This is a genomic window from Rickettsia sp. 109562A South Dakota, from assembly GCF_055791265.1.
Map to the genome: position 1 here is coordinate 942067 of NZ_CM147703.1, position 23344 is coordinate 965410.

Below are 23344 nucleotides of genomic sequence, written 5' to 3' on the forward strand. Positions count from 1 at the left end.
CTTGATTTAATGCAAATAATATTTTATTTATTTAAAATGTTTAGTAAATTTTTATTACCTTATATTTTTATCGCAACATTTTTCTTTGCTCCAATAAGCGAAGCAAAGAAAGCTGTAAAAAATACCCCTAAACCGCCTGTTCAAACTAGTTTAGTAATTGATGCAAAAAGCGGTAAAGTGCTGCAGGCCCATAATTCACAAATTCGGATTTATCCTGCTTCTTTAACTAAGCTAATGACTCTATACTTAATGTTTGAATCAATTGAAGCCGGTAAGTTGCCTTTAGATAAAAAATTACTTGTATCAGCAAAAGCTTCAAAAATGCCGCCTTGTACGCTTGGTTTAAAAGCAGGGGAAACTATAACCGTTCGAGAGGCAATTAATGGGTTAATCATAAAATCCGCTAATGATGCTGCCGTAACGGTTGCTGAGAATATGAAAGGTTCCGAGAAAGCTTTTGCTCACTTAATGAATGTTAAAGCTAAACAGCTCGGTATGAAAAATACCTATTTTAAAAATGCTTCAGGTTGGCATGACCCATTGCAGCAAACTACCGCAAGAGATATGGCTAAACTTGCTATGGCCCTGAAGAGAGATTATCCTAAATATTATCCGTTATTTTCTAAAACCAGCTTCGTATTTCGTGGAAACATAATAAACGGACACAATAGAGTTACTAAAAATTATCAAGGTGCGGAAGGTATGAAAACAGGCTTTCATACGCCTGCAGGTTATAATTTAGTAACTACTGCTTCTAGAAACGGTAAATCATTGATTGCCGTTGTTACAGGCGGCAAAAGTGCCGTATCTCGTGATCAAAAAATGATTGGATTGTTGGATCAGTATTTTAATATTAAGCCTATAGCCGCTAAGCCTTCAATCAAGCTTGCGTCTAATAATAAATCTACTACAAAAGCTAAATCAAAAATAATAAAGAAAAAGAATATACGTAGTTGATATATTATTTTTTTCTGGATTGCCGCTTTTAGCGGCTTTGTTGCATGGCTCGTATTTTTTCGTCATTGCGAGGAAAAACTGTAAGTTTTGACAAAGCAAGGAAGAATAAAAATGCTAATTTATAGCATTTTTATTACTTTTTCTAGATTGCCACGCTCCTTTTAGTCGTTCGCAATGACGCTTTTCGAGCCATGCAACAAAGTCTAAATTTCCTCGTAATGATGATTTAATATCCATGCACCTTCTAAGGATTTACTGCCAGCTTATATTTTAAATTCACAAGTTTTACATGACAGTTAATACTACATTTACCGTTTTTTGTTACTTTAGTAGATGAAGATTTTTTAGAGTTTTTAGCTAAAGTTTTACTTTGCGGTTTTTTTAAATTAATATTTTTTAGAAACTTCTCGGTTTCATCAGGTAAATATTCTACTTTTACTTTAGTTATACCTTGATTTTTAAATGCTAAAATTTCAGCCGCTTTTTGAGAAACATCTATTATACGATTTTTCTTAAAAGGACCTCTATCATTAACCATTAAAATTACTGATTTATTATTAGCTTTGTTGGTAACTTTGACTAAACAGGGAAGTGGAAGAGTTTTATGTGCAGCAGTTAATAGATTTCTATTAAATCTATCGCCGTTAGCTGTTTTCTTACCGTGGAAACCGTCTTTACGCCCACCATACCATGATGCATAGCCTGTTTCGGTAAAAGATTTAGGATTGTGAGGTTTGTAAGTTTTCCCTTTTATTTTATAATTTTTACCGACTTTATAATGCCCTTTATAAGTTAGATTATGAGGATCATCTTTTGATAATTCTTTGTATGAATATTTGTGGGAATAAGGTAATTTTTTTGAGGTATTACAACCGCTTAGACCAAAACAAAAAATTAATAAAATTAATAAACTAAGTTTATGGTGTCGTATCATCATCATGCTTATTAAAGTTATACATTATTTTAGCGTAACACACAACTTTTTCAACACCTTTTATTTTTGATGCAATAGAAGCGAGTTTTTCTAGCTCTTCTTCTGATCTTGCAACTCCAAATAAATAAACAATATTATCTATAGTTAGAATAGTATAATTAGCAAATTTAATGTCTTTTCTGACTAAATTTTTAGCTTTAATTTGCGTGGTTATCATACTATCTTTAGTATATTGGGCTAAGTCAAAATGATTACTGTTTTTATTTACTTTTAACTCATTAATAACTTCTTTTACACCTTTTTGATTCCAAGCAATTTCTACGGCTTTTAATGCATCCGGTTCTTTTTGAATATTTCCTGTTAATAATACTCTTCCTTGTGATACTTCGACCTTTATTTTAGCTCCTAAATCTCTAAAATTATTTTTTACTAAATCAGCTTTAATACCCGCAGAAATCCTTGAATCATTTAATGTGTCAGATATTGGTTGATCTTTTGAGGCAACAATGCCGGTAGTGGTTGCTGCGGTAAATATGGCAGGTAAACAAGCGGATAAATTAAAAGAGAGAGCTATAAAAATTAAAATTCTTAATAGACTTCTTGGATAACCTCCTTCTAAAGGTAATTTGTACGTCAATCCGGTACTCGCATCTGCGCGATTGTCTATATACGCTGCGGTGCGAGGTGAAGTGTTTCCTTCAAATTCCTCTTTATAAGATAGGTTATGCAAGAAGTCTAATATATTTTTTATATAAATCATATCTTACTATCCGGTAATTTATTCTTTAATAAAAGAGGTAATTGCAGTAAGATAAATATAAAGGTAATAGGTATTACTCCGAATACTTTGAATTTTACCCATGTTTCATCTGAGAAATTACGCCAAACTACTTCATTAACTACAGCCATAAAAAAGAAAAAAGTTGCTGTCCTATAGCTTAAAGTTATCCAACTTTCCTCTTTAAGACGTACTATGCTCTCTAAAGCATATTTAATGAAAGGATTTTTCCTTATACCGCTCATGAGAAATATTATTCCAAACATAACATATAATATAGTAGGTTTGATTTTTATATACATCGAATTGCCGCTAATTAAAGTTATACTCCCTGAAACTAATAAAACCGATACGGAAATAATAGAAAGTTTTGATACTTTTTTATCTACAAAATAACAAATAGTGACGCAAATAACGGCTGTAATAAGCATATAAAGAGTAGCGTTTTGTATACCGCCTCCATAAAAAAAGCCTGCAAAAAATGCTATTACCGGACCAATTTCTGATAAAAGTTTTAACATATTTAATTTAATTGCTCTCTTTAATAAAATTAATTTGATTCATTTGTTTGTACTGATATTAAGGTATTTTTGGAATATCTTAATTTTATTTGTATGAAAATATTTATCAGTAATATAGTAGTAAAATAAGCAAGTACTTGCAGTCCGTTAGGTCTTGCAATATAACCGGTAACAATATGTAAGATTTTGCCGACCATACTTCTATCTGCTACTAACCATGAACTATCCCAAAGTTGATCGGATAAAAACATAACTAGACCGGAAGAAGTTAGAATACCTGCCGCACTTGCTGCAAATCCGCCTGCTATTAGCATTAATAATATGGTAGAGATTTTAAAAATATATTTTTGATTAGCAATCTTAATTAAACCGAAATATATTACTAAACCAAGTAAGAAGCCACTTGTAGCACCTATTATTACTCCTTGCAAGTAAATACTGCTTGACATTGTTTCAACTGAGGATATGCTATATACTAAAATAATAATTTCTGCACCTTCTCGTAATATAGTAGTGGCAACTAAAAAAACCAACATGAAATAACTGGCATTACCTTCATGAATTTTTACTGATAAGTCGTTTATATGTTGCTTTACTTTTATACCGTAACCTTGCATCCATATTATTGTCCAGCTAATCAGAATTGTTATTAGTATCATAATTCCGGAATCGAATAACTCGTCTCCTATTCCGCCAAAAGATAAAGATAATTTACGTGTAAAAAATGCAAAAATTGAAGCAAATACTACTCCAAGCATTACTCCGGCAATAATATAAAGACGAGATTTTTCTATTTGTTTTGTTACGGCGAGTATTACACCAAGTAATAAAGATATTTCTAAACATTCACGAAACACTACTAAAGCAATTTTAAACATATTTTTATCTAATCATTAACAATTATAAAACCCTGAGCCGTATCGTGATGAAAATCTCCAAAAAATTCATATTTTCCAGGATTAAGCGGTGCAAGTATAATATTTATTGACTCATTTGGCATAACTATTTTTTCACGATGTAAATCATGACTTTCAAATTCTTCTACCGTATCATCTTCATTATGAACAATTAACCTTATCTTAGTAGATTTCGGTACTTCAACTATATTCGGAACAAATTTATGATCTTTTATAGCTATCTTTACTTCTAATATATTATCATTTGTTTTATTGTTAGCACTCTTATTTGTAGAGATATAAATGATTGCTGCTAGAAATATTAAACCTACTATTATAATAATATTTTTGTTTTTTTTAATAATTTCCATACTAAATTCCTAGCTTAATTAAAGTTTAAAGTAAGATTCTTATATACTCGTTTAATTTGAAAATTGGTGCAAAGTCTTATAATAATATATGCTACGCTCCGAGGAATTTAGACCAATTACTCTTTTCCAAATTAAATATTCTTCATTTATGTTTCAAATTTTTAATAAACACAAAATTTATCCTGCAATTTTTATTAAAGCTATAAGATATACAATTATTATCATTATGACAAGGATAGATAATAAAATATAATTTTTTTGTTTTTTGTTATCCGATATTGTATGTTGTTTCATATTTATTTAATTTTGTTTAAAATCATTAAGTTCAAGTAAAAGATATTCATTTATCGGTAATGATTCATGAGAAATAATTTTATTTATATTAGAACCTAAGGCTTTAAAAGTTTTGCCTTCAGCAATAACACTGCGTGTTCCAACCGGTACTTTACCTTGCAAGGCGTAAGAAAAAATTAAAGGATATGTAATATCGCCGATTTTCATATCTATTTTTTGTCCTTTTGCTTTTGAGTCATATAATATTTTACCGTTTGATAAGCGAGTAATTTTAGCATTAAAACTTACTTTTTCACCACATAATAAAGGAACACGATAAGCTATCTCATCGTCATAAATTTTAACCTCATTACTTTTAATAAAATTTTGCGGTAATATAGATTTTAACATTACATTAACTTTATAATTATAAGCATGATCGAAGATAATATTATTACTATTATTAATGGCGTATTTTGCCGGAATAATAGCTTCTCGTGCTTCTCCTACCATCATACCGATTATTACATTATCTAAGCCAAGCATTATAGGAGCAGAGCCTAAAGTAAAAGTTTTAGTATCTTCCGATATTAAATTATTATTGATATCCGATATTTGATAAAATACGGTAACTACATGTCCACAAGAAGCGGGACCGATATTACCGCTACCAAGCGTATTAATTTTAAACAGCGTTTTTACTAAATCCTTACGTACTTCAATAGTGTAATCATTAGGATTGATAGGTCCATTTAACGGCTGTAAAATATTTTCAAAGAATGCTTTCCCTTCTTCGGTTTTAAGAGCATTTATTACTATTTTTGAAACTGTACGTTCAAATAAATTACCGTTTAATGAAATAGGGGGTTCATTATTTATACTAGTTTGGTTTTCATCGGTAGATGAATTATTTGAAGCCGTTTGCTCTACAGTTGTAGGATTATTGTTGTCGGGAGATATTTTTAACTTTACTATATTGTAAAGTATTAGAATTACAATTATTAAAGATAAAAATTTTTGCATATATATAATATTTTGGTATAACAAAGTTTACTATAACAATCAATTACTTAATAATCAAATGAGAATAAAAATAATTTGATTAATATAAATAATTGATCTAAATTTAGATGCAGAATTTAATAAATATAAAAGTGGTGAAAAGTGAAAAAATTTATATTTTGTTTTTTATGTTTATGGACATTAAACATGTTTGCTGCTTCTAAAACTTACCCTAATAAGCTTAATCGTTGTAAAATTACTAGAAATATATTTAATGATTATGAACCGAAAGTTTTTGAAACTACTAATAATTTATTACGTAAAACAGGAAGATTATCAAAATTTTACGGTGAAAGAATATTAATTAAAGGAAAAGTATTAGATCAAAATTGTGTACCGGTTGCAGATGCTAAAGTTTATTTATGGCAGGCAGGACGCGGCGGTAAATATCCTTATGAACCTTTAAAAACTAGAGTTGATAAAAGAAGATTTACAAGTGAAAGCGATTCAAGCTTTACCGGTTCCGGTACTGCTACTACTAATAATAAAGGAGAATATTACTTCATTAGTATGTTACCTTATAAATCTTCTCGTTATTTAAGAAGTGCAAATATAAGAGTAGAGCATTCTAGCCTTACTACCTTAGAAACACGCTTAGATTTATCTAATAACAATATGTGTGATAATGAGTGCGGTGAAGTGAATCCGATATTGATTGAACCGCAAGAAAATATAGTGTCGTATTGTTTTGATTTAGTATTACACGGTACGACGCTTAAGAGGTATTAATAATGTCATGCTAGTTCCTTGATCGGCGGGGCGTTGTTGCATAGATCGAAAACCGCACTCTAGGTCATACCGTGGCCCCTCCACGGTATCCAAAAAAAAATTAAAAAAGACTGGATCCCGCGATCGAGTCGCGGGATGACAATAGTGCTTCCTTCTGCGGTGCTTCTAAAGGTTTTTTTATACCGCAACCGCATAATATAACGCATATAAACATTAATAAGAATAAATAAAATGTTTTCATTACATAAATTATTATATGACCTTAAGAAATTATAATAAATATTTTTTATATATTATAGTATTTTTATTATCTATAACAATTTTTTTTCCTAAAATTTACGCTAAGCATCAGGATAAATTAGAATTTTTAAGAGGTTCAAGCGTTCCTGATAACGTAATTTTTTTTGATGAAGAAAAAAATCAATATTCTCTTGATCAGTTTGAAGGAAAGACTATATTGTTAGTATTTTGGGCTACTTGGAGTGCTTCGTGCGTTAATGAGATGCCGGCTCTTGATATGTTGCAAAAAGATTTCAGGAATTTACCTTTTTCAGTAATTCCGATTTCAGACGATTATCAAGATGTAAAAGTTATTAAGGAATTTTTTAAAAGTTATCAAATAAAATATTTACCGCTTTACTATGATTATAGAAATCAACTATTTGAAGCTTTAAGTATAGTAAGTCGACCTACTAGCATATTAATAGACCCAAACGGCAAAATAGTAACTAGCTTTGTCGGTAATACGAATTGGTATGATGAGAAGACTAGAGAAACCATTTTATCGTCTATCCCAGGAAATTATCCTGAGCCTAAGAATAGTGACAATGAGCAATCTCTTAATAAACCGGCTAAGCCTTTGCAGCCAATAAAAAAGGATACAATGAAGGAAAGTAATATACAAATTAAAAATGAGCAAAATTAATGAATGAAGTGAATAAATCGACTATTGCGGGTGCAGAATTTGATCAGATAATAACCAAAAGGCAGATAAGTAAATTAGACCAATTAGTTGCTTCGGTTTTTGGTGATTCTAAAGATGTGATTGCAGTTTTACGCCTTAGCGGCGTTATCGGTAAAGTAAGTACCGTGCAATCGGGGCTTACGTTAGAATCATTAAATGAGCTAATAGAAAAAGCTTTTAAAATAAAGAAATTAAAAGCGTTATGTTTAATTATTAATTCTCCCGGTGGTTCTCCGGTACAATCTGAACTTATTGCAAAACGTATTCGTGACCTTGCTAAAGAAAATAAAATAAAAATTTATAGTTTTATTGAAGATATGGCGGCTTCAGGCGGATATTGGCTTGCTTGCAGCGGTGACCGGATATATGCTTTGTCAAGTTCGGTTATTGGTAGTATTGGAGTAGTATCAAGCGGATTCGGTTTTCATGAAGCAATTAATAAACTTGGGATAGAGCGAAGAGTTTATACTGAAGGAAAAAATAAATCAGTATTGGATCCTTTTCAGCCTATTAATAAAGATGACCTTAAAATTATCAAAAATTTGCAGAAGCAGGTTTACGAGCATTTCGTAGATTATATTAAAACAAGAAGAGCAGGGAAGTTAACTCAGCAAGACGAAATTTTATTTAACGGCGAATTTTGGGCAGGACAAACAGCTCTTGATTACGGTTTAATTGACGGCATAGGTGATATGTATAGCGTAATGAAAGAAAAGTTCGGCGATAATATTAAGTTTCAATATCTGTGTGCTAAACAGCCTTGGCTTAAAAAGAAACTTGGCATGGGAAGCAAGATATTAACTGATAATCTTGCTAATTCTTTAATTAATGCTGTTGAAAATAAAATTATTAACGATAAATTTTATATAAAATAATATGACTATAACACAATTTAAAATTAAGAAACTAGAAAATTTTTTCGGTAGTTTACCGGAATATGCTACAGAGCATAGTGCAGGGATGGATTTAATAGCCGCAAATGAGCAACCTATAATTATAAAAATCGGCGAAACACAGCTAATCCCGACTGGTATTGCTATAGCATTACCGGATTCGTTTGAAGCACAGATAAGACCTCGTTCGGGTCTTGCCGTTAAACACGGTATTACGGTTGCCAATTCACCGGGTACTATTGATGCCGATTATCGAGGCGAAATAAAAGTTATTCTTATTAATCTCGGTAAAGAAGATTTCATTATAGAAAAAGGCATGCGAATTGCTCAAATGATAATCTCCAAGTACGAACGTATATTATGGGAAGAAAGTAGTACGCTTGAGGACACAGTACGTGGTAGCGGCGGCTTCGGCTCTACGGGTGTTTAGTTAGCCCTTATGTCATTCCTGCTTTCGCAGGAATGACATAAAAACTATGAAATAATCTTATATATTTATGAAAATAAAATTATTAATTGCTATATTCTTATTAGCAGCTTTAAAGGTAAATGCTAATTCCGATCCTGTAGATAATATCAAACAAATCTTTACCTATATCGATCAAAAAAATTGGTTACAAGCCGAGGATTTAGCTTTAGAAGTAAATAGTAAAGCTTTAACAAAAATTGTGCTTTCGCAAAAATTTTTGGATAATAAATATTCAGATAATAGTTTTGAACAGGTAATAAAGTTTTTACGTGATAATCCGGATTGGCCTCAAAGTAAGCTGCTTGAAGAAAGGGCGGAAGAATATTTAAATAATAGTACGAATAAAAAAGTAATTTTTGATTGGTTTAGTAAACATCCGCCTCTTACTGGTAAAGGTTATAAATTTTATGCAATTGCTGCAAGTAGTTTAATCAAAGATCAGAAAATATTATTACCTGTTATTAAGGAAGCTTGGGTATATGCCAATTTCACTCCTGAAGAAGAAAATGCATATTACAATAAGTGGCATAAATATTTAACTGTGAGTGATCATTTAGAGCGAATAGAAGAACATTTATGGAAAAATGATATTAGGTCTGCTGAGCAATCCCTAAAATATGTAGATCAAGGCTATCGTAATTCTTTTAAAGCACAAATTGCGATTATTAATAAATCACCAAATGCTGAAAAATTTTTTAGAAGCGTTCCTGAAAAATACTATACTTCCGGTTTGTTATATCGTTATTTAGATTCTCAAAAAACGCAAAAGCCTACAAAGGAAGTTATTACTTTGTTTAAGAAAGCCAAAAATAACCGTAAACATTTTGCTAAATGGTGCCGCATTCAATCTTATTATGCTCGTGAATTGATCGATTATAAAGATTTTGCAGGTAGCTATAAAATGGCAACGCTTCCTTTTGCTACTTGTCCTGAAACCATAAGAGAGCAGGAGTGGCTTGCCGGCTGGCTTTCTTTAAGTTTTTTTAAAAAGCCTGATCAAGCATTAGTACATTTTAATAAGTTTATTAAAGTTGTTAAGACTCCGATTAGTTTGGCACGTGGGTTTTATTGGCTCGGTCGCACTTATGAAGCAAAAGGCGATCAGCAAATGGCTAGAAAATTTTACGAGCAGGCAGCCAAATATTCTTTTACCTTTTACGGGCAGGTAGCAAATATTGAATTAAATAGGACAAAGCTAGTTTTGCCTCCTATTCCTGTAATAACTTCTGAAGAAAGGAAAACTATAGAAAATAAAGAGATTATTAAAGCAATAAGGTTACTGGTTAAATATAATAAAAACTACTTAGCCATGATATATTCCAAAGCAGCGATTAAAAATACTAAAAATCCTGTAGAAATTCAAATAATTGCAAATATTATTAAAGCAAATAATAATACTAATCATATGGTTGAGGTGGCAAAAATTGCTGCCCAAAATAATGCTTTTATTCCGGATTGTGCTTTTCCGACTCCGTATAATCTAGCAGGTTTACCTATCCCACCTCATTTAACTTATGGAATAATTAGACAGGAATCGGTTTTTGATCATAAAGCAGTAAGTTATGCAAATGCTATGGGTCTCATGCAACTTATTAAAGGTACTGCTTGTGATACCGCAAGATCCATAAATGTTAAATGTAATGTAGCAGATTTAACTAGAAATCCGGTATATAATATTAAACTTGGCTCGCATCATTTCAAAAAATTATTAGATGATCATAAAGGTTCCTATATTCTGTCTATTGCTTCTTACAATGCCGGAAGTCATAATGTAGTAAAATGGATAGATAGGTTCGGTGATCCAAGGGATATAAAAGATACACGAAAAGTTATTGACTGGATAGAACTTATACCTTATCGAGAAACAAGAGATTACGTTCAAAGAGTACTTGAAAATGTCCAAATTTACCGAACAATTTTGAATAAAAATAATAATTTATATTTTAAACGTGACTTACATGCTTGCGGTATATCAAAAAGTTAATTTTTATTAATATTTTATTTTGACACATAGTAATATATAAGATATGGAAATAATTAAAAATATAAATTAAGGAGGAAAAGTTATGAAAAAATTAGAAAGTCATTATAAAAAACATATTCGTAATCCCTTGGATACTCAAGTAAAGAAATATAAACAAGATCTTGATGCAATTGGCATTAGATATGACGATAAATCTGCACATGTTGAAATCCCAAAGTATGATGGAGGGTTTGAATATTTTAAATGGAATTGGATGACAAGTACGACAGATGGGAAACATTCACCCCAGGTTTCTACATTTAAGGATATAGTAAGAGTTTTAAAAGAAGCTAAAAGTAACATAACCCAATATGAAAACTTAGTATCTCACTTGAATGCTAGTACTAAAAATGCACTTGAGGCTACTATTAAGAGTAATAATATTACTGTAACGACACAACAAGCCAGTCAAGAAGAATTAGTAGAAAAGGCTTTAGCAGAAGCAAAACGTAGTATTGAAGTAAATGATGTAACTGCTGAATTTAAAAATTATTTCTCAAAATTAAATTTGGATGGCGTAGTATCATTTATGAATACTGCTAGTACGCTAGGTATTAATCCTTATGGATGTGTTGCTACTACTCTTAAAGATATGGGAAATTATCCTGCTCAGTGGAATGGTATGCCGACTGAAGAATTATTTAAAAAATATAATATAACATATGCGGAGTTTTGGTCAAAAATTGCTCCTAATACTGATTTGCTTAAGGAAATTAATAGTTTTTATAATCAAGAGAAATTTAGTTCAAATCAAGTTGAATTAGTAGAAAAAGCTTTACATGAAACACAACATTCTAGTGCAATAAGTGATATAACGCCTGGATTCAAACAATATTTTTCTCAATTAAAGCTTGATGGTGTAGCAGCATTCATGCATTTTGCTAATAAATTAAGTATTAATGTTGATGGATGTGTGGGTGCTGCCCTTAAAGATATGGGGAACTATCCTGCGAAATGGGAAAATATTCCAACGAAAGAGTTTTTAGAAAAATATGGTATAACAAACCCATATGTCTCTTTCGAGAATAAAATAGAACTAAGTGTACAAGATGCAGATAAAATTGAAGGTAACCTGAATGAAGAAAATCATTCAGATTTAGAGTCTGATGCTGAGTCGGATATAGAAGTTATATCAAAACCACTAGAATCTGAAGTGACGCTTACTAATGGTGAAAAGTATAATGTTGGAGACTTTATAAAACTATTTAAAGAACAAGAATTTGAAGAATTGGAATTTTATAAAGACTTATTACCTACAGAATTTAAATATCTAATACAAAAAGAATTAGAGTTAGTATTAGCACATATGTTCTGTAAAAAACAAGTCAGTTTCAAAGTTGCAAAAGCAATTGCTCAAAAAGCAAATGCAATAATGCCTGGTTTTGAACAAGAATATAACTCTTTAAAAACTTATAGTGATAAACAAATACATGAAGAAGAAATGGAAATTTCTAATGTTTCGCATTTATTTGATTGTGATTATAACGGCTAATCAATTTTTTAATTGTTATTCCCGTGACTTGATCACGGGATTCAGTTAAAAATACTAAAATTATTAGTATAATAAGTTGCTTTTTTGGATACCGTGGAGGGGACACGGTATGACACTGAGTATACTGTAGATCCATATGCAACAAAGCCCTTCTGCGGGAATGACATAAGAAAAAGAATAATACCCACAAATACCTATCAATTATATTCATGATTCTTAAAAATTTATCTTTACTAATAATATTATTATTTTCAATTTCAGCTTTTTCTGCTGCTAATAGCCTAAAAAATATCCCTATTACCGTTGTTGCTCCTGCTTCAGGGGCTGATAATAAAACCTTGTCGGATTTAAAAAATATTAATGGACTAAATTTACAGATTTCCTCTAAATGTTTTGCCAAAAGTAAGTTACCGTTTCTTGCAAGTAGTGATGAGGTAAGATTTAATTGTTTACAAGATGCATTATTTGATGAGTCCGATAATGCAGTATGGGGTTTACGCGGAGGTTATGGCTCGGCTAGATTAATTCTATACTTACAAAAACTCTCAAAGCCGCTTAAAGAAAAGTTCTTTATAGGGTATAGTGATATAACGGCTTTACATCTTTTTTTATCGCAAGAATGGGGATGGAAAACTATTCACGGCAGTAATATAGCCGATTTATTAAAACCTGATAAAGATCAAAGCAATTTTACCAAGCTTGCTGAAATATTGAAAGGTAAAGTAAAGCAGGTTACTATAGATAATTTAGTGCCTCTTAACGATATAGCAAAATCAAGCGATCTTGTTAACGGCAAACTAACAGGCGGTAACTTAACTATGCTGCAAACTAGTATAGGTACAAATTGGCAGATAAAAACTAGGGGCACAATTCTTTTCTTAGAAGATGTGAATGTAGTTGCTTTTAGATTAGATCGTGAGCTTTTGCACTTAAAGCAAGCAGGGTTGCTTGAGGATGTTAAGGCCATAATATTTGGTTCATTTGATAAAGATTCTGAAGGCACAATGTTAGTGCTTCGTAATTTTGCAGATAGTTTAAATATTCCGGTATTTAAAACAAATAGATTCGGTCATGAAAAAATTAACGATCCGATTATTTATAATACAGATAGTAAGATTATTAAAAATAAAGGATTTAAGTTAGTGATGGGGTTGTAGTAGTGGATCTTGCTTGTCATACCGCGACTTGATCGCGGTATCCAGCAAAAATATCAAAATTACGTATACTGCCAATTTTTTTATGGATACCGCGATCAAGTCGCGGTATGACATCGACTCAAATGCAAATAATCATTATACTTTGATAAATTCAAATCATAAGAAAAGAATTTATTTGTAATATAATGTTCAAGTAATTTTACTAATCCTGCTTTATGTCTATTTAAAGTTTCGATGTTTAAAGCTATTTCCGTTGTTTGTATGTAAGGATCGGTACTAGTTATTTTTACGTAAGCAATAGTGATTTCTTGATTTATAACTGGATTCCCGCTTTCGCGGGAATGACATTCTGTAAATCCGTTTTCGAGTAACATGAAGCTTTCTATAATAAGTTGAGGTGAGAGTCCAAGCTCTATTTCTTTTTTAGTTGGAATAGTGCCGGTTTTATAATCAAGTATAGTTATATTGTTTGATTTACTTATTTCAATTCGGTCAGCTATACCGATTATTTTTATATCTTGACCTGCAATATTTAGTCGTAATTCCCCTTTAATCTCAAAATAGATTTCTTTACAATTTTTTCGGCGTTCTATATCAAATAAAATGAAGGCTTTACTGAAAGCTACAAGTTTTATTTGCCAAGCTTTTTTTGTATATACCGGTAAAATAGTACTATATAAAATATGATTACCGATATTTATTAAAGCATTTTGTTTATCAAGCAAATTTAAATTAATATATTGTGTGTCATAATTTTTAGAATATTCCTCCAAAACTTTATGAATAAAACTACCGAAATCCGATATTTTAGGCTCTTCCCATATATCATCTTTTTTACGTAATCCAAGAATTTTCTTAGCATAAAAACCGTATGGGTTTCTTATTAATGTTTCTATATCGGTTACTGATAAGGTGGTTGGGAAAAAGGTGTTGAGGGCTGTAGACTCATTGTTATACCGTGGCTTGACCACGGTATCCATATAATTACTGGATCCCGCGATCGAGTCGCGGGATGACACACAGTCCTTCTGCAGCTTCAAAAATAAATTAGAAGTGGTTGTTAATTTTCCATCATATTTTTTAGCGTTTAGTATAATTACTTGTTTATTTTGTAGAAATAAATTGAAGTAATCTGAATATAGAGTAGAACCGATTTCATCGTAATCTATATTTAGTATCTGCAAAGCTTTCTTGCTAAGCCATGGGTGAGCTTTTTTATTAGGAGACCAGTTTTCATTATTAAAATGCGGTAATATAATTAAGTCGAATTCGCATAATACTAAATCTGCAGGTGAGCCGATAATTATATTAGCAGATTCGGTATTTTTGTAATATTTGATATTAGAAAGTAAAAAAGAGAAAATTTTAGGAAAATCTTTTTTATCCGTTAGATTTATATATTTACTATATGCAGTTAAATTTGTTAAAAATTCAAGTAATTTTGCTCCTCCTTCTTTTGCCCAAATAGTAGGCAAAAGTTTTTCAGCTATTTCTTTAGCAGCTACTAAAATATCTTGTATATTATGTGGAGTATCGGTAAATAAAATATCTATTAAGTTACGGCAATATTCCCTTATATCCTCATTATCAAATTGTAATTGCAATAAATATTTCGGTGAAGATATAAAACGGTTTTTATTAGATAGCATTAACTCTAATTTTTGTACCATAGGACAATTAATTAAAGGATTTTTAAGTAATAAAAATAAGGTTTTTAGATCAAAATTATTACATAATATTTTAATAATGGAAGTTAGTAATTCACCGATATTAGTAAGCCTTAAATCATTACCTAGTAGATCTTCATATTTATCTAAAAAATTACAATATACTCTTTTAAGCTTATTATTATCTGTAACGATTGCAATCCGTTTATCTTTATTACGGCTACATATATAAGCTATTTGTTTAGCTTCTTCATAGATATCATTAGGTTCTAAATAAGATATATTACTTAGACTTCTTGCATAACTTGCTTCTAAGGGTAATTTGTGCGTCGATCCGGTACTCGAATCCTCACGTACGTTTGTGTACGCTGCGGTTCTGCGTTCCGTGTCTCCTACAAATTCCTCCTTATTAGCTACGTTATGCAAGAAGTCTGTTGCACTTAAGCTTGGATTATAATGAATTATATAATCTTTTAATTCTTCCTCAAATTTTTTTAGGAAAGGATCAGGTTTAAATATTCCGGCGAGTATTATCTGCTTATGACCATTTTTTATCTTTATTATTTCTTCTTGTAATAGCTTTAATTTATAAACTGCTTTAGTTTGTTTTTGAGTATAGTGAATTGATCCCCACTTGGTGCTTCGTTGCTCGTCGTCTCGCCTATTAGTATATAGGCTTCGCTCCTCACGCCTGTCACCAAATGAGGCTGAATTCACTATAAGCGATATTTCTTCTTGCCATCTCAAAAAGCAATATTCTAGAAATTTATAAATCTTTTGCCAATAGTTAGAATTGTTATAGACTTCAATTAATTTTATATCGATATTATTGAGTATAAGATCATTAAACAATTTTCTTAGAATTTCTGCGGCTTTTAGTGATTCTTCAATATTAAAAGGTAATTCTTTATATTCGGTGATGATTTCCGATAAAATAAATAATTCTTCTATTTTAGATACATAATCCGAATCGAGATTTTTTTTTGAAATAATAGAAGTAAAAGGAATAATGACAGGTAATTTGATTTTATATTTATCGGTTAAAATCTTCTTTAATTCTAAACATGAAAAATTATTAGGTAATATTATTTGAACCTCTTCACCTTTACCTAATTTATCAATGATATATTCAGCAAAACTTTCCAAAAAAGAATAATCAGCAGCCATAAATAATGTTTTTGACGATAAATATAGCAGATCAAAGGTCCGAAACAAATCTTATTTAAAACGATCGTGTAGTACAATAAATAATATTTGATTATTTATTTCTTATTAAGTATCTTTAAATATATTAATTTGAATTTTATAAATAAGGTATCATATGAAAATTTTTATTATATTATTTACTATTATAGTCTCGGAGCTTATGCTAATAATTTAAACTCCCATATAGCTTATTGTGATAATATACAGGTAGCACAACAAGAAGATTTGGTAATACAAAAATTGGTTAAACTATTTGCAGCTGAAACAAATTGTATTATTAGCGGCTGTTTACAACAATGGGATGTGCAAGATAATCGGGTAAAATATTCAATTGCTTGGCAAGAACAATGTGGACCTGTAATTTATGGTCAGTATCAACTAGGAGATAATGGTAGAGGTTCTACATTTGTATGTGAACGCTCTAAAAATTCCGTATGTTGTTGGCCGCTTGGATATGAATATAATAAAGCGTTTGTAATATGTTCATCTGATAATATTGAAAACTAATATTTATTTAACACGAATAGCGAATTACATAAGTAATTTGCTATTGGTGATATTTACTAGCTCTTTAAATAATTCTAAATCTACTCCATTATCATTAAGATATTCAGGATGCCACTGAACGCCTATAACAAATTTATGTTTTGTCGATTCAATGGCTTCAATTATTCCGTCTTCTGCTTTTGCAGATACGATAAGATCGTTACCAAGTTGTTTAACAGCCTGGTGATGGGTCGAATTAACCATTGTTCTTAGATTATTATTTGCTATCCTAGCAAGCTGAGTATTTGCCTCTATATTAATTGCATGCGAAACTATATTTTTAGGTGGAGGCTGGGTATGATTCATTATAGTTTCAATATAATCAGGAATATGTTTAATAAGCGTACCCTTGAAAATAACGTTTAATAACTGCATACCTCGGCATATACCTAAAACAGGAATATCTCTCTCCAATGCTTTCTTTAAAACTAATATCTCAAAATTATCACGTTCTTCATTAGAAATTACTATATCTTCGGCGTATTCCGGTTCATAAAATTTAGGATGTATATCCTCATCACCGCCTGGAATTACAACGCCGTCAACAAGGTTTATAAGCTGATCTATAGTTTCGCTTTGATAAGGTAATAATAGCGGTACACCGCCGGCTGCAATAATCGCATCGGTATAGTTTTTCCGCAAGGCATACCATGGAAAAGCAGCGTAAGTATATTTTTCACAATTTTGAGCTAAATCAGGTGTAACACCTATTATCGGTTTTTTATGCATTTTGTTATCGTTTTACTACTTGTGTATCAGTTATGTCATTCCCGCGTAGGCGGGAATCCAGCTCTTTTCTGTGTCATACCGTGGCTTGACCACGGTATCCAGAAAAAAATTAAAAAATACTGGATCCCGCTACAAGCTCGCGGGATGACATTAGAGGTTACTGGATTCCTACTTTCGTTATATTCCGCAGGAATGATATATAATTATATTTACTCTTCAATACAAGGTGGTGTTTCAAATGTATGAAACGGCGGTGGAGAGGTAAGTGTCCACTCAAGCGTATCAGCACCGTCACCCCAAGGATTCGCTGGGCAATTTTTGCCGTATTTTAAAGTATAGAAAACGATAAATACAAAATAAAGAGCAGCAAACATAGAGATACCTGCTCCTATCGATGAAACCATATTCCAGCCGGCGAAAGCCTCAGGGTAATCCGGTATTCTTCTTGGCATGCCCGCAAGACCTAAAAAATGCTGCGGAAAGAAAGTTAAATTAACGCCTATAAAGGTAATCCAAAAATGAATTTTACCTAAAACTTCTGGATATTGTTTGCCTGACATTTTACCAAACCAATAATAAAATCCTGCAAATGCCGTAAATAAAGCACCGAGCGACATCGTATAATGGAAATGTGCAACAACGTAATATGTATCATGCAGTACTCTATCAAGTGCCGAATTTGATAGAATTATGCCGGTTACGCCGCCAATCGTGAATAATATGATAAATCCTATTGAAAATAGCATAGGTGTTGGGAACGTAATAGAACCGCCCCACATAGTCGCTATCCAGCTAAATATTTTGATACCTGTCGGAACTGCTATAATCATTGTTCCGGCAGTGAAATATATAAGTGCATTATAAGAAAGCCCAACCGTAAACATATGGTGAGCCCATACAATAAACCCGACAAAGCCTATTATTACCATAGCTCCAACCATACCTTGATAGCCGAATATAGGTTTGCGTGAAAAAGTTGAGATAATCTGACTTACTATACCAAAGCCCGGAAGTATTACGATATATACTTCAGGATGACCGAAAAACCAAAATAAATGCTGAAATAATACGGGATCACCGCCGCCGTCGGGTTTAAAGAAAGTAGTGCCAAAGTTACGATCGGTAAGTAGCATAGTGATAGCTCCGCCAAGTACCGGCATTGCTAGAATTATGAGGAATGCAGTTACTAAAATAGACCAAACAAATAACGGCATTTTAAACAACCCCATCCCTGGTGCTCTCATATTAAAGATAGTAACGATTAAGTTAATTGATCCGAGGATTGATGAAAGACCCGTTAAATGTAAGCTGAAAATAGCCATATCGACTGCTGCTCCCGGGTGACCGCTCAAATTACTTAAAGGAGGGTAGAGCGTCCAGCCCGTTCCTGGTCCGCCGTCAACAAAAGCTGATCCCATAAGTAAGATAAAAGCAGGAACTAACAGCCAAAAACTTATATTGTTAAGGCGTGGAAATGCCATATCAGGTGCCCCTATTAATAGAGGTACAAAGTAATTACCGAATCCGCCGAATAAAGCCGGCATAATCATAAAGAATACCATAATAACCGCATGTGCTGTGATAAGCACGTTATATAGCTGGAAATCATGGTTAAGGAATGTTCCGCCGGGCATTGCAAGTTCTAACCTAAAGAGAAGAGAAAATAACCCGCCGACAATTCCGGCAAAAACGGCAAATATGATATACATAATGCCGATATCTTTGTGATTAGTAGAAAAAAGCCACCGCCTCCAACCGTGAGGGGTGTGGTGGTCATTGTGATTAATGTCGTTAGTAGTTATATCCATAATTATTATTCTGCCTGTGTTAATTTTTCGATATCTGCTCCAACAATTGTTGGAATATTTCTAGTGATTTTATCATAATCCCAATCCCACCATTGAATTTCAAGTAATTGCTCGATTATATAATCAAAAAATCTATAGCGTATTATCTTTGCGGGATTGCCGGCAACAATACTATATGGCGGTACATCTTTAGCCACTACTGAGCAAGCACCGATAATTGCCCCGTCTCCAATATTAACTCCAGGCAAAATAGTAGAGTTTGTACCAAACTATACGTCGTTTCCGACTATAGTATCTCTTCTTTTATCATAGGAAGGAGTATAATTATTCCAATTTTCAAAAATAAAGAAAGGATAAGTAGAAAACCCGTCCATAGGATGATTCATATCATCGGTTATAAAACTAGTACCCATAGCAATAGCACAAAATTTTCCTATAATCAATTTAACAAAATAAGCTCCTCTAACATTTTCATACTCAAACCTTTCAGGGTGGTTAGGATCATTATAATAGGTATAATCACCCACTATTATGTTAGGATTGTGAATAAAATGCTTTAAAAATATTGTTTCTTTCGTTTGCTTGGAGTAAAGATGGGGATAATGGTTATTGTGACTAGTCATATATAAAAAATTTAGTTTAATAATGTATCTAACTTGGATACTTTTGTATTAATTATTTAAGGAATATGAATTTCTATAAAATTCCATATAATTAATTAGCCGCTAATTTTGGATTCTCATCATTCATCGCAACCTTATTTTTACTTGCAATCCAGTTATCAAAATCCTCTTTACTTACTACTTCTATAGCAATCGGCATGAAGCCGTGATTGATGCCGCATAGTTCGGAGCATTGCCCGTAATATACGCCTTTCTTGGCAACTCTTGTCCACGTTTCATTAATTCTTCCAGGCACTGCATCTATTTTAAAACCAAGCGACGGAACGGCAAAACTATGTATCACATCACCTGCGGTAATAAGAAATCTTACGGTAGCGTTTTCAGGGATAACAATTCGATTATCAACATCCAATAATCTTTTCTGGTCAGGTTTTAGATTCTCATCAGAGATCATTACGCTATCAAACTCCAAATTATCATGATCAGGATATATATAGTGCCAATACCATTGATAACCTACTACTTTAATAGTTAAATCCGTTTCGGGTATTTTTTCGGCATGACGCAATATTCTAAAAGACGGCACTGCAATAATAACTAAAATTATTATAGGTATTACAGTCCAAATTATTTCTATTAAAACATTATGTGAAAATTTTGCCGGTACGGGATTATTTTTTGCATTAAATCTGATGCATACAAAGCCAAGTAATCCAGCAACAAATAAAACAATAGCCGTTGAGATATAAAGCAGAAAATTATGAAAATGATGTAATTCCTCCATAATCGGACTTGCCGGTGGCTGGAATGTTACTTGCCAAGGTAACGGCTCGGAAGCAAAGCAAACATTGCTAAAAATCAATAAACTAATTAAAGTAATAATATTTTTCATAGCACATATATAGGTTATTTATATTTAATATAAATGTATATGCATTTTTGTTAAAGTAAAAATCGATAAATTTTTAGAAAAAACTATATATTTTTAATAATATTTGAGCTAGAAAGTGTACCTATATTAGGATGTTGTAGTAAGTCGATAACTTCTATTACTTTCGCATTTATTAATTTTGCTTGAATTTGTTTATTTATTAACTGAGGATCGTGCTTTGTTACAGCGATTACAGAAGGACAAGTATTTTGCACCAAAACCGAGCATAATCATTAAAATCTTTCAGTTTAGGTAATATAAGTACTTTATCGACGAATGTGAAAGAACTTAAAATTTTTGCTCGTTGTAATTGATTATGGATAGGTTGACGTTTTTTATATTTAATAATTGTTTCATCCGGTTCTAAAGCAACGATTAAGTATTTACCTTGTTTTTTAGCTTTGTGTAAAAATTCTATATGACCGTAATGTAATAAATCAAAACAACCGCCTACTAGAACTATTTCACTATTTATAGGACAGTTTTTATTTAAAGAAATATTCTCACAATATTCTATTTGGGGCAATTTGACAGCATTATGGTTAGATGAACAGGAGATAAGATTTATAAAAACTAACAAAAATAGGAAAATTTAGGCATAACCTTCATCTTTATAAATTAATAAAAATTAACTTATATAAAAAATTTAATTTTAATCAATAAAAAACTAATAAAACAGAAATAAAACAAAATTTTACAATTTTCTATTGTAGTTTATTTGTATATAGTTCATATTATTATTAGTAATGAAAAATTGATTCAAATAATCTTCAGAGCAATTTTAATGAATGATACCGCACTATCTTATGATTTTAATGATATATTACCATCATCTTTTATTAGTGCACGTCTTAGGAAAACCCTCACCTCTGCCTCCTTATTATTATTTATAGGATTAGTTGTTTTTGTCTCTTTTGCTGTTAATAATTATGTTAACGACACTTTATCCATAACTTTAGTACAGCCTGATAGTAGTGAAGAAGAAACGATTTCATTTAAAGAAGTAGTAGTAAAAAAGGGCGATACTATAAAGTCAATTTTGATAGAACAAAATATCCCTAAAAATGAAATAGAAAAAATTGTAAATTTAGTAAAAGAGGGTAAATTATCGTCTTCACTTAAAATAGGGCAACAAATTACTTTTGAATATGAAACAAAAATTACCGAAAACGAGGATGAAGATTTAACCTCAGAGGTAACGTTCTTAAATAAAATCGTCATAATTATCGATAAGCTAAAAACTATTGAAGTCATTAGAGAAAGTGATAATTTTAAAGTTGCAGAAATTGTAGTACCTTTAAGTAAAAAAGTTGCTAAATCGTCGGTAAGTATTGAATCAAATTTTATGTCTGCCCTTAAAAAACTGGGTTTATCGAATAATAGTATAATAGAGCTGATTAATGCTTATGCCTATCAAATCGATTTTCAGCGTCAAATAAAAAGCGGTGATACTGCAACCGTAATAACAGAAAAATACGTAACGGAAGACGGTAAATTTTCCCACCACGGTAAAATTCTATATGTTTCATTAAACCTTTCAGGAAAAGAATATAATATATATCGTTATTCCCATGATAATAACGCAAATAATCATGCATTTTTTTCCGAAGACGGTAAAAGCGTAAAAAGAAGCTTACTTAAAACTCCGCTAAAAGTTATAAAAGTTTCTTCATATTACGGTAATAGAAAGCATCCGATACTCGGTTATACTAAAATGCATAAGGGAGTTGACTTTGCAGCTCCAACCGGTACGCCTATATATTCCGCAGGAAACGGAGTTATAACGGAAATAGGTTGGAAGTCGGGTTATGGAAAATTTATTCAAGTAAAACATAGCAGTACGCTATCTACTGCTTACGCTCATGCTTCAAATTTTGCAAAAAATTTAAAAGTGGGAAGCATAGTAAAACAAGGGCAGATCATAGCATATGTCGGAAGTACGGGTAGAGCTACAGGGCCACATTTACATTATGAAGTTAAAATTGACGGCAAACACGTTAATCCTATGTCGGTTAAAACAACACCGGGTATAGAATTAAACGGAAAAAATTTAGAGAAATTTAAACAATTTAAAAAAGAAATAAAAACTTTAAATGTTAAGCTTGATAAGGAATTGCAAGCTGATAAAACAGTTGAGTTTCTTTGTGATACTCGGTGAATTTCAAAAATTGGCGTTGCCGTTCTACAAGAGCTTCGGTTCTCACGTATTAAGTATACGCAGCTCACCTCGCCTTGTGAACTCCTAGTTCTTTTTGAAATTGACCTTCTTATCATTTACCATAGTACCGGATAATTTGTGAAAAACGCTCGATGTC

General features: G+C 31.6%; 18 protein-coding genes and 4 pseudogenes. 10 read left to right on the forward strand and 12 right to left on the reverse strand.

Annotation, left to right across the window (positions count from 1 at the left end):
• The first annotated feature begins 36 nt into the window (after window positions 1–36).
• Entirely contained in the window at window positions 37–957 is a 921-nt protein-coding gene (locus tag ACIAS7_RS05225) for a D-alanyl-D-alanine carboxypeptidase family protein (protein WP_473198502.1), read from the forward strand.
• Window positions 958–1201: 244 nt separating this feature from the next.
• Here ACIAS7_RS05225 and ACIAS7_RS05230 read toward each other — a convergent pair.
• The 6 genes and pseudogenes from ACIAS7_RS05230 to ACIAS7_RS05255 all read right to left on the reverse strand — a co-directional run.
• Window positions 1202–1867 (reverse strand): annotated as a pseudogene (locus ACIAS7_RS05230) (septal ring lytic transglycosylase RlpA family protein); the annotation flags it as partial.
• Between the two features lie 7 nt (window positions 1868–1874).
• Window positions 1875–2528: a BON domain-containing protein gene (locus ACIAS7_RS05235; protein ID WP_473199425.1), complete on the reverse strand. Its 654-nt coding sequence runs from the start codon at window positions 2526–2528 to the stop codon at window positions 1875–1877.
• Between the two features lie 119 nt (window positions 2529–2647).
• Complete coding sequence (locus ACIAS7_RS05240; protein ID WP_473198503.1) at window positions 2648–3190, reverse strand: septation protein A; 543 nt, start codon at window positions 3188–3190, stop codon at window positions 2648–2650.
• Between the two features lie 29 nt (window positions 3191–3219).
• The gene (locus ACIAS7_RS05245) at window positions 3220–4068 is read right to left on the reverse strand and encodes an FTR1 family protein (protein WP_473198504.1); all 849 of its coding nucleotides are present in this window, start codon (window positions 4066–4068) and stop codon (window positions 3220–3222) included.
• Window positions 4069–4076: 8 nt separating this feature from the next.
• On the reverse strand, window positions 4077–4457 hold the full coding sequence (locus tag ACIAS7_RS05250; protein ID WP_473198505.1) for a cupredoxin domain-containing protein: 381 nt from the start codon (window positions 4455–4457) through the stop codon (window positions 4077–4079).
• 300 nt (window positions 4458–4757) lie between these two features.
• The gene (locus ACIAS7_RS05255; protein WP_473198506.1) at window positions 4758–5753 is read right to left on the reverse strand and encodes an FKBP-type peptidyl-prolyl cis-trans isomerase; all 996 of its coding nucleotides are present in this window, start codon (window positions 5751–5753) and stop codon (window positions 4758–4760) included.
• 141 nt (window positions 5754–5894) lie between these two features.
• Here ACIAS7_RS05255 and ACIAS7_RS05260 point away from each other — a divergent pair, with 141 nt between their 5' ends.
• From ACIAS7_RS05260 to ACIAS7_RS05290, 7 genes and pseudogenes are all read left to right on the forward strand, one after another.
• The gene (locus ACIAS7_RS05260) at window positions 5895–6521 is read left to right on the forward strand and encodes a dioxygenase family protein (RefSeq protein WP_473198507.1); all 627 of its coding nucleotides are present in this window, start codon (window positions 5895–5897) and stop codon (window positions 6519–6521) included.
• A gap of 256 nt (window positions 6522–6777) precedes the next feature.
• Window positions 6778–7446 carry a TlpA disulfide reductase family protein gene (locus ACIAS7_RS05265; RefSeq protein ID WP_473198508.1) on the forward strand — a complete coding sequence of 223 codons (669 nt, stop codon included), beginning with the start codon at window positions 6778–6780 and terminating at the stop codon, window positions 7444–7446.
• Window positions 7446–8360 (forward strand): S49 family peptidase, encoded by a 915-nt coding sequence (locus ACIAS7_RS05270; RefSeq protein WP_473198509.1) that lies wholly within the window; start codon window positions 7446–7448, stop codon window positions 8358–8360. Before ACIAS7_RS05265 ends, ACIAS7_RS05270 begins: the two co-directional genes overlap by 1 nt.
• Before the next feature lies 1 nt (window position 8361).
• Window positions 8362–8808, forward strand: coding sequence for a dUTP diphosphatase (gene dut, locus ACIAS7_RS05275; protein ID WP_473198510.1), 447 nt, complete (start codon window positions 8362–8364; stop codon window positions 8806–8808).
• 67 nt (window positions 8809–8875) lie between these two features.
• Entirely contained in the window at window positions 8876–10831 is a 1956-nt protein-coding gene (locus tag ACIAS7_RS05280; protein ID WP_473198511.1) for a lytic transglycosylase domain-containing protein, read from the forward strand.
• 82 nt (window positions 10832–10913) lie between these two features.
• Window positions 10914–11282, forward strand: a pseudogene (locus ACIAS7_RS05285) (SrfF family effector protein); the annotation flags it as partial.
• Window positions 11283–12571: 1289 nt separating this feature from the next.
• Window positions 12572–13519 (forward strand): LD-carboxypeptidase, encoded by a 948-nt coding sequence (locus ACIAS7_RS05290; RefSeq protein WP_473198512.1) that lies wholly within the window; start codon window positions 12572–12574, stop codon window positions 13517–13519.
• Between the two features lie 95 nt (window positions 13520–13614).
• On the opposite strand, the gene ACIAS7_RS05295 is transcribed toward ACIAS7_RS05290, so the two are convergent.
• Complete coding sequence (locus ACIAS7_RS05295; RefSeq protein ID WP_473198513.1) at window positions 13615–16353, reverse strand: palindromic element RPE1 domain-containing protein; 2739 nt, start codon at window positions 16351–16353, stop codon at window positions 13615–13617.
• Window positions 16354–16482: 129 nt separating this feature from the next.
• On the opposite strand from ACIAS7_RS05295, the gene ACIAS7_RS05300 reads away from it, so the two are divergent.
• On the forward strand, window positions 16483–16899 hold the full coding sequence (locus tag ACIAS7_RS05300) for a hypothetical protein (protein WP_473198514.1): 417 nt from the start codon (window positions 16483–16485) through the stop codon (window positions 16897–16899).
• A gap of 24 nt (window positions 16900–16923) precedes the next feature.
• Here the strand turns inward: ACIAS7_RS05300 and ACIAS7_RS05305 are convergent, their stop codons facing one another.
• The 5 genes and pseudogenes from ACIAS7_RS05305 to ACIAS7_RS05325 form a co-directional block, all read right to left on the reverse strand.
• Window positions 16924–17667, reverse strand: coding sequence for a gamma-glutamyl-gamma-aminobutyrate hydrolase family protein (locus tag ACIAS7_RS05305; RefSeq protein WP_473198515.1), 744 nt, complete (start codon window positions 17665–17667; stop codon window positions 16924–16926).
• Window positions 17668–17876: 209 nt separating this feature from the next.
• Complete coding sequence (gene ctaD, locus ACIAS7_RS05310; protein ID WP_473198516.1) at window positions 17877–19475, reverse strand: cytochrome c oxidase subunit I; 1599 nt, start codon at window positions 19473–19475, stop codon at window positions 17877–17879.
• A gap of 5 nt (window positions 19476–19480) precedes the next feature.
• Window positions 19481–20098 (reverse strand): annotated as a pseudogene (locus ACIAS7_RS05315) (CatB-related O-acetyltransferase).
• Between the two features lie 91 nt (window positions 20099–20189).
• Window positions 20190–20990, reverse strand: a complete 801-nt coding sequence (gene coxB, locus ACIAS7_RS05320; protein ID WP_473198517.1) for a cytochrome c oxidase subunit II — start codon at window positions 20988–20990, stop codon at window positions 20190–20192.
• A gap of 83 nt (window positions 20991–21073) precedes the next feature.
• Window positions 21074–21588: pseudogene (locus ACIAS7_RS05325) on the reverse strand (FAD synthase family protein).
• Window positions 21589–21813: 225 nt separating this feature from the next.
• Between ACIAS7_RS05325 and ACIAS7_RS05330 the strand changes: the two are divergent.
• A complete protein-coding gene (locus tag ACIAS7_RS05330; protein WP_473198518.1) occupies window positions 21814–23187 on the forward strand; it encodes a peptidoglycan DD-metalloendopeptidase family protein in 1374 nt (457 codons plus the stop codon).
• Window positions 23188–23344: the final 157 nt, after the last annotated feature.

Excerpts from the sequence above, each read along its gene's own strand:
- ACIAS7_RS05225 (WP_473198502.1), top strand. The coding sequence starts at position 37 with ATGTTTAGTAAATTTTTATTACCTTATATTTTTATCGCAACATTTTTC.
- ACIAS7_RS05240 (WP_473198503.1), bottom strand. The coding sequence starts at position 3,190 with ATGTTAAAACTTTTATCAGAAATTGGTCCGGTAATAGCATTTTTTGCA.
- ACIAS7_RS05245 (WP_473198504.1), bottom strand. The coding sequence starts at position 4,068 with ATGTTTAAAATTGCTTTAGTAGTGTTTCGTGAATGTTTAGAAATATCT.
- ACIAS7_RS05250 (WP_473198505.1), bottom strand. The coding sequence starts at position 4,457 with ATGGAAATTATTAAAAAAAACAAAAATATTATTATAATAGTAGGTTTA.
- ACIAS7_RS05255 (WP_473198506.1), bottom strand. The coding sequence starts at position 5,753 with ATGCAAAAATTTTTATCTTTAATAATTGTAATTCTAATACTTTACAAT.
- ACIAS7_RS05265 (WP_473198508.1), top strand. The coding sequence starts at position 6,778 with ATGACCTTAAGAAATTATAATAAATATTTTTTATATATTATAGTATTT.
- ACIAS7_RS05270 (WP_473198509.1), top strand. The coding sequence starts at position 7,446 with ATGAATGAAGTGAATAAATCGACTATTGCGGGTGCAGAATTTGATCAG.
- dut (WP_473198510.1), top strand. The coding sequence starts at position 8,362 with ATGACTATAACACAATTTAAAATTAAGAAACTAGAAAATTTTTTCGGT.
- ACIAS7_RS05280 (WP_473198511.1), top strand. The coding sequence starts at position 8,876 with ATGAAAATAAAATTATTAATTGCTATATTCTTATTAGCAGCTTTAAAG.
- ACIAS7_RS05290 (WP_473198512.1), top strand. The coding sequence starts at position 12,572 with ATGATTCTTAAAAATTTATCTTTACTAATAATATTATTATTTTCAATT.
- ACIAS7_RS05295 (WP_473198513.1), bottom strand. The coding sequence starts at position 16,353 with ATGGCTGCTGATTATTCTTTTTTGGAAAGTTTTGCTGAATATATCATT.
- ACIAS7_RS05305 (WP_473198515.1), bottom strand. The coding sequence starts at position 17,667 with ATGCATAAAAAACCGATAATAGGTGTTACACCTGATTTAGCTCAAAAT.
- ctaD (WP_473198516.1), bottom strand. The coding sequence starts at position 19,475 with ATGGATATAACTACTAACGACATTAATCACAATGACCACCACACCCCT.
- coxB (WP_473198517.1), bottom strand. The coding sequence starts at position 20,990 with ATGAAAAATATTATTACTTTAATTAGTTTATTGATTTTTAGCAATGTT.
- ACIAS7_RS05330 (WP_473198518.1), top strand. The coding sequence starts at position 21,814 with ATGAATGATACCGCACTATCTTATGATTTTAATGATATATTACCATCA.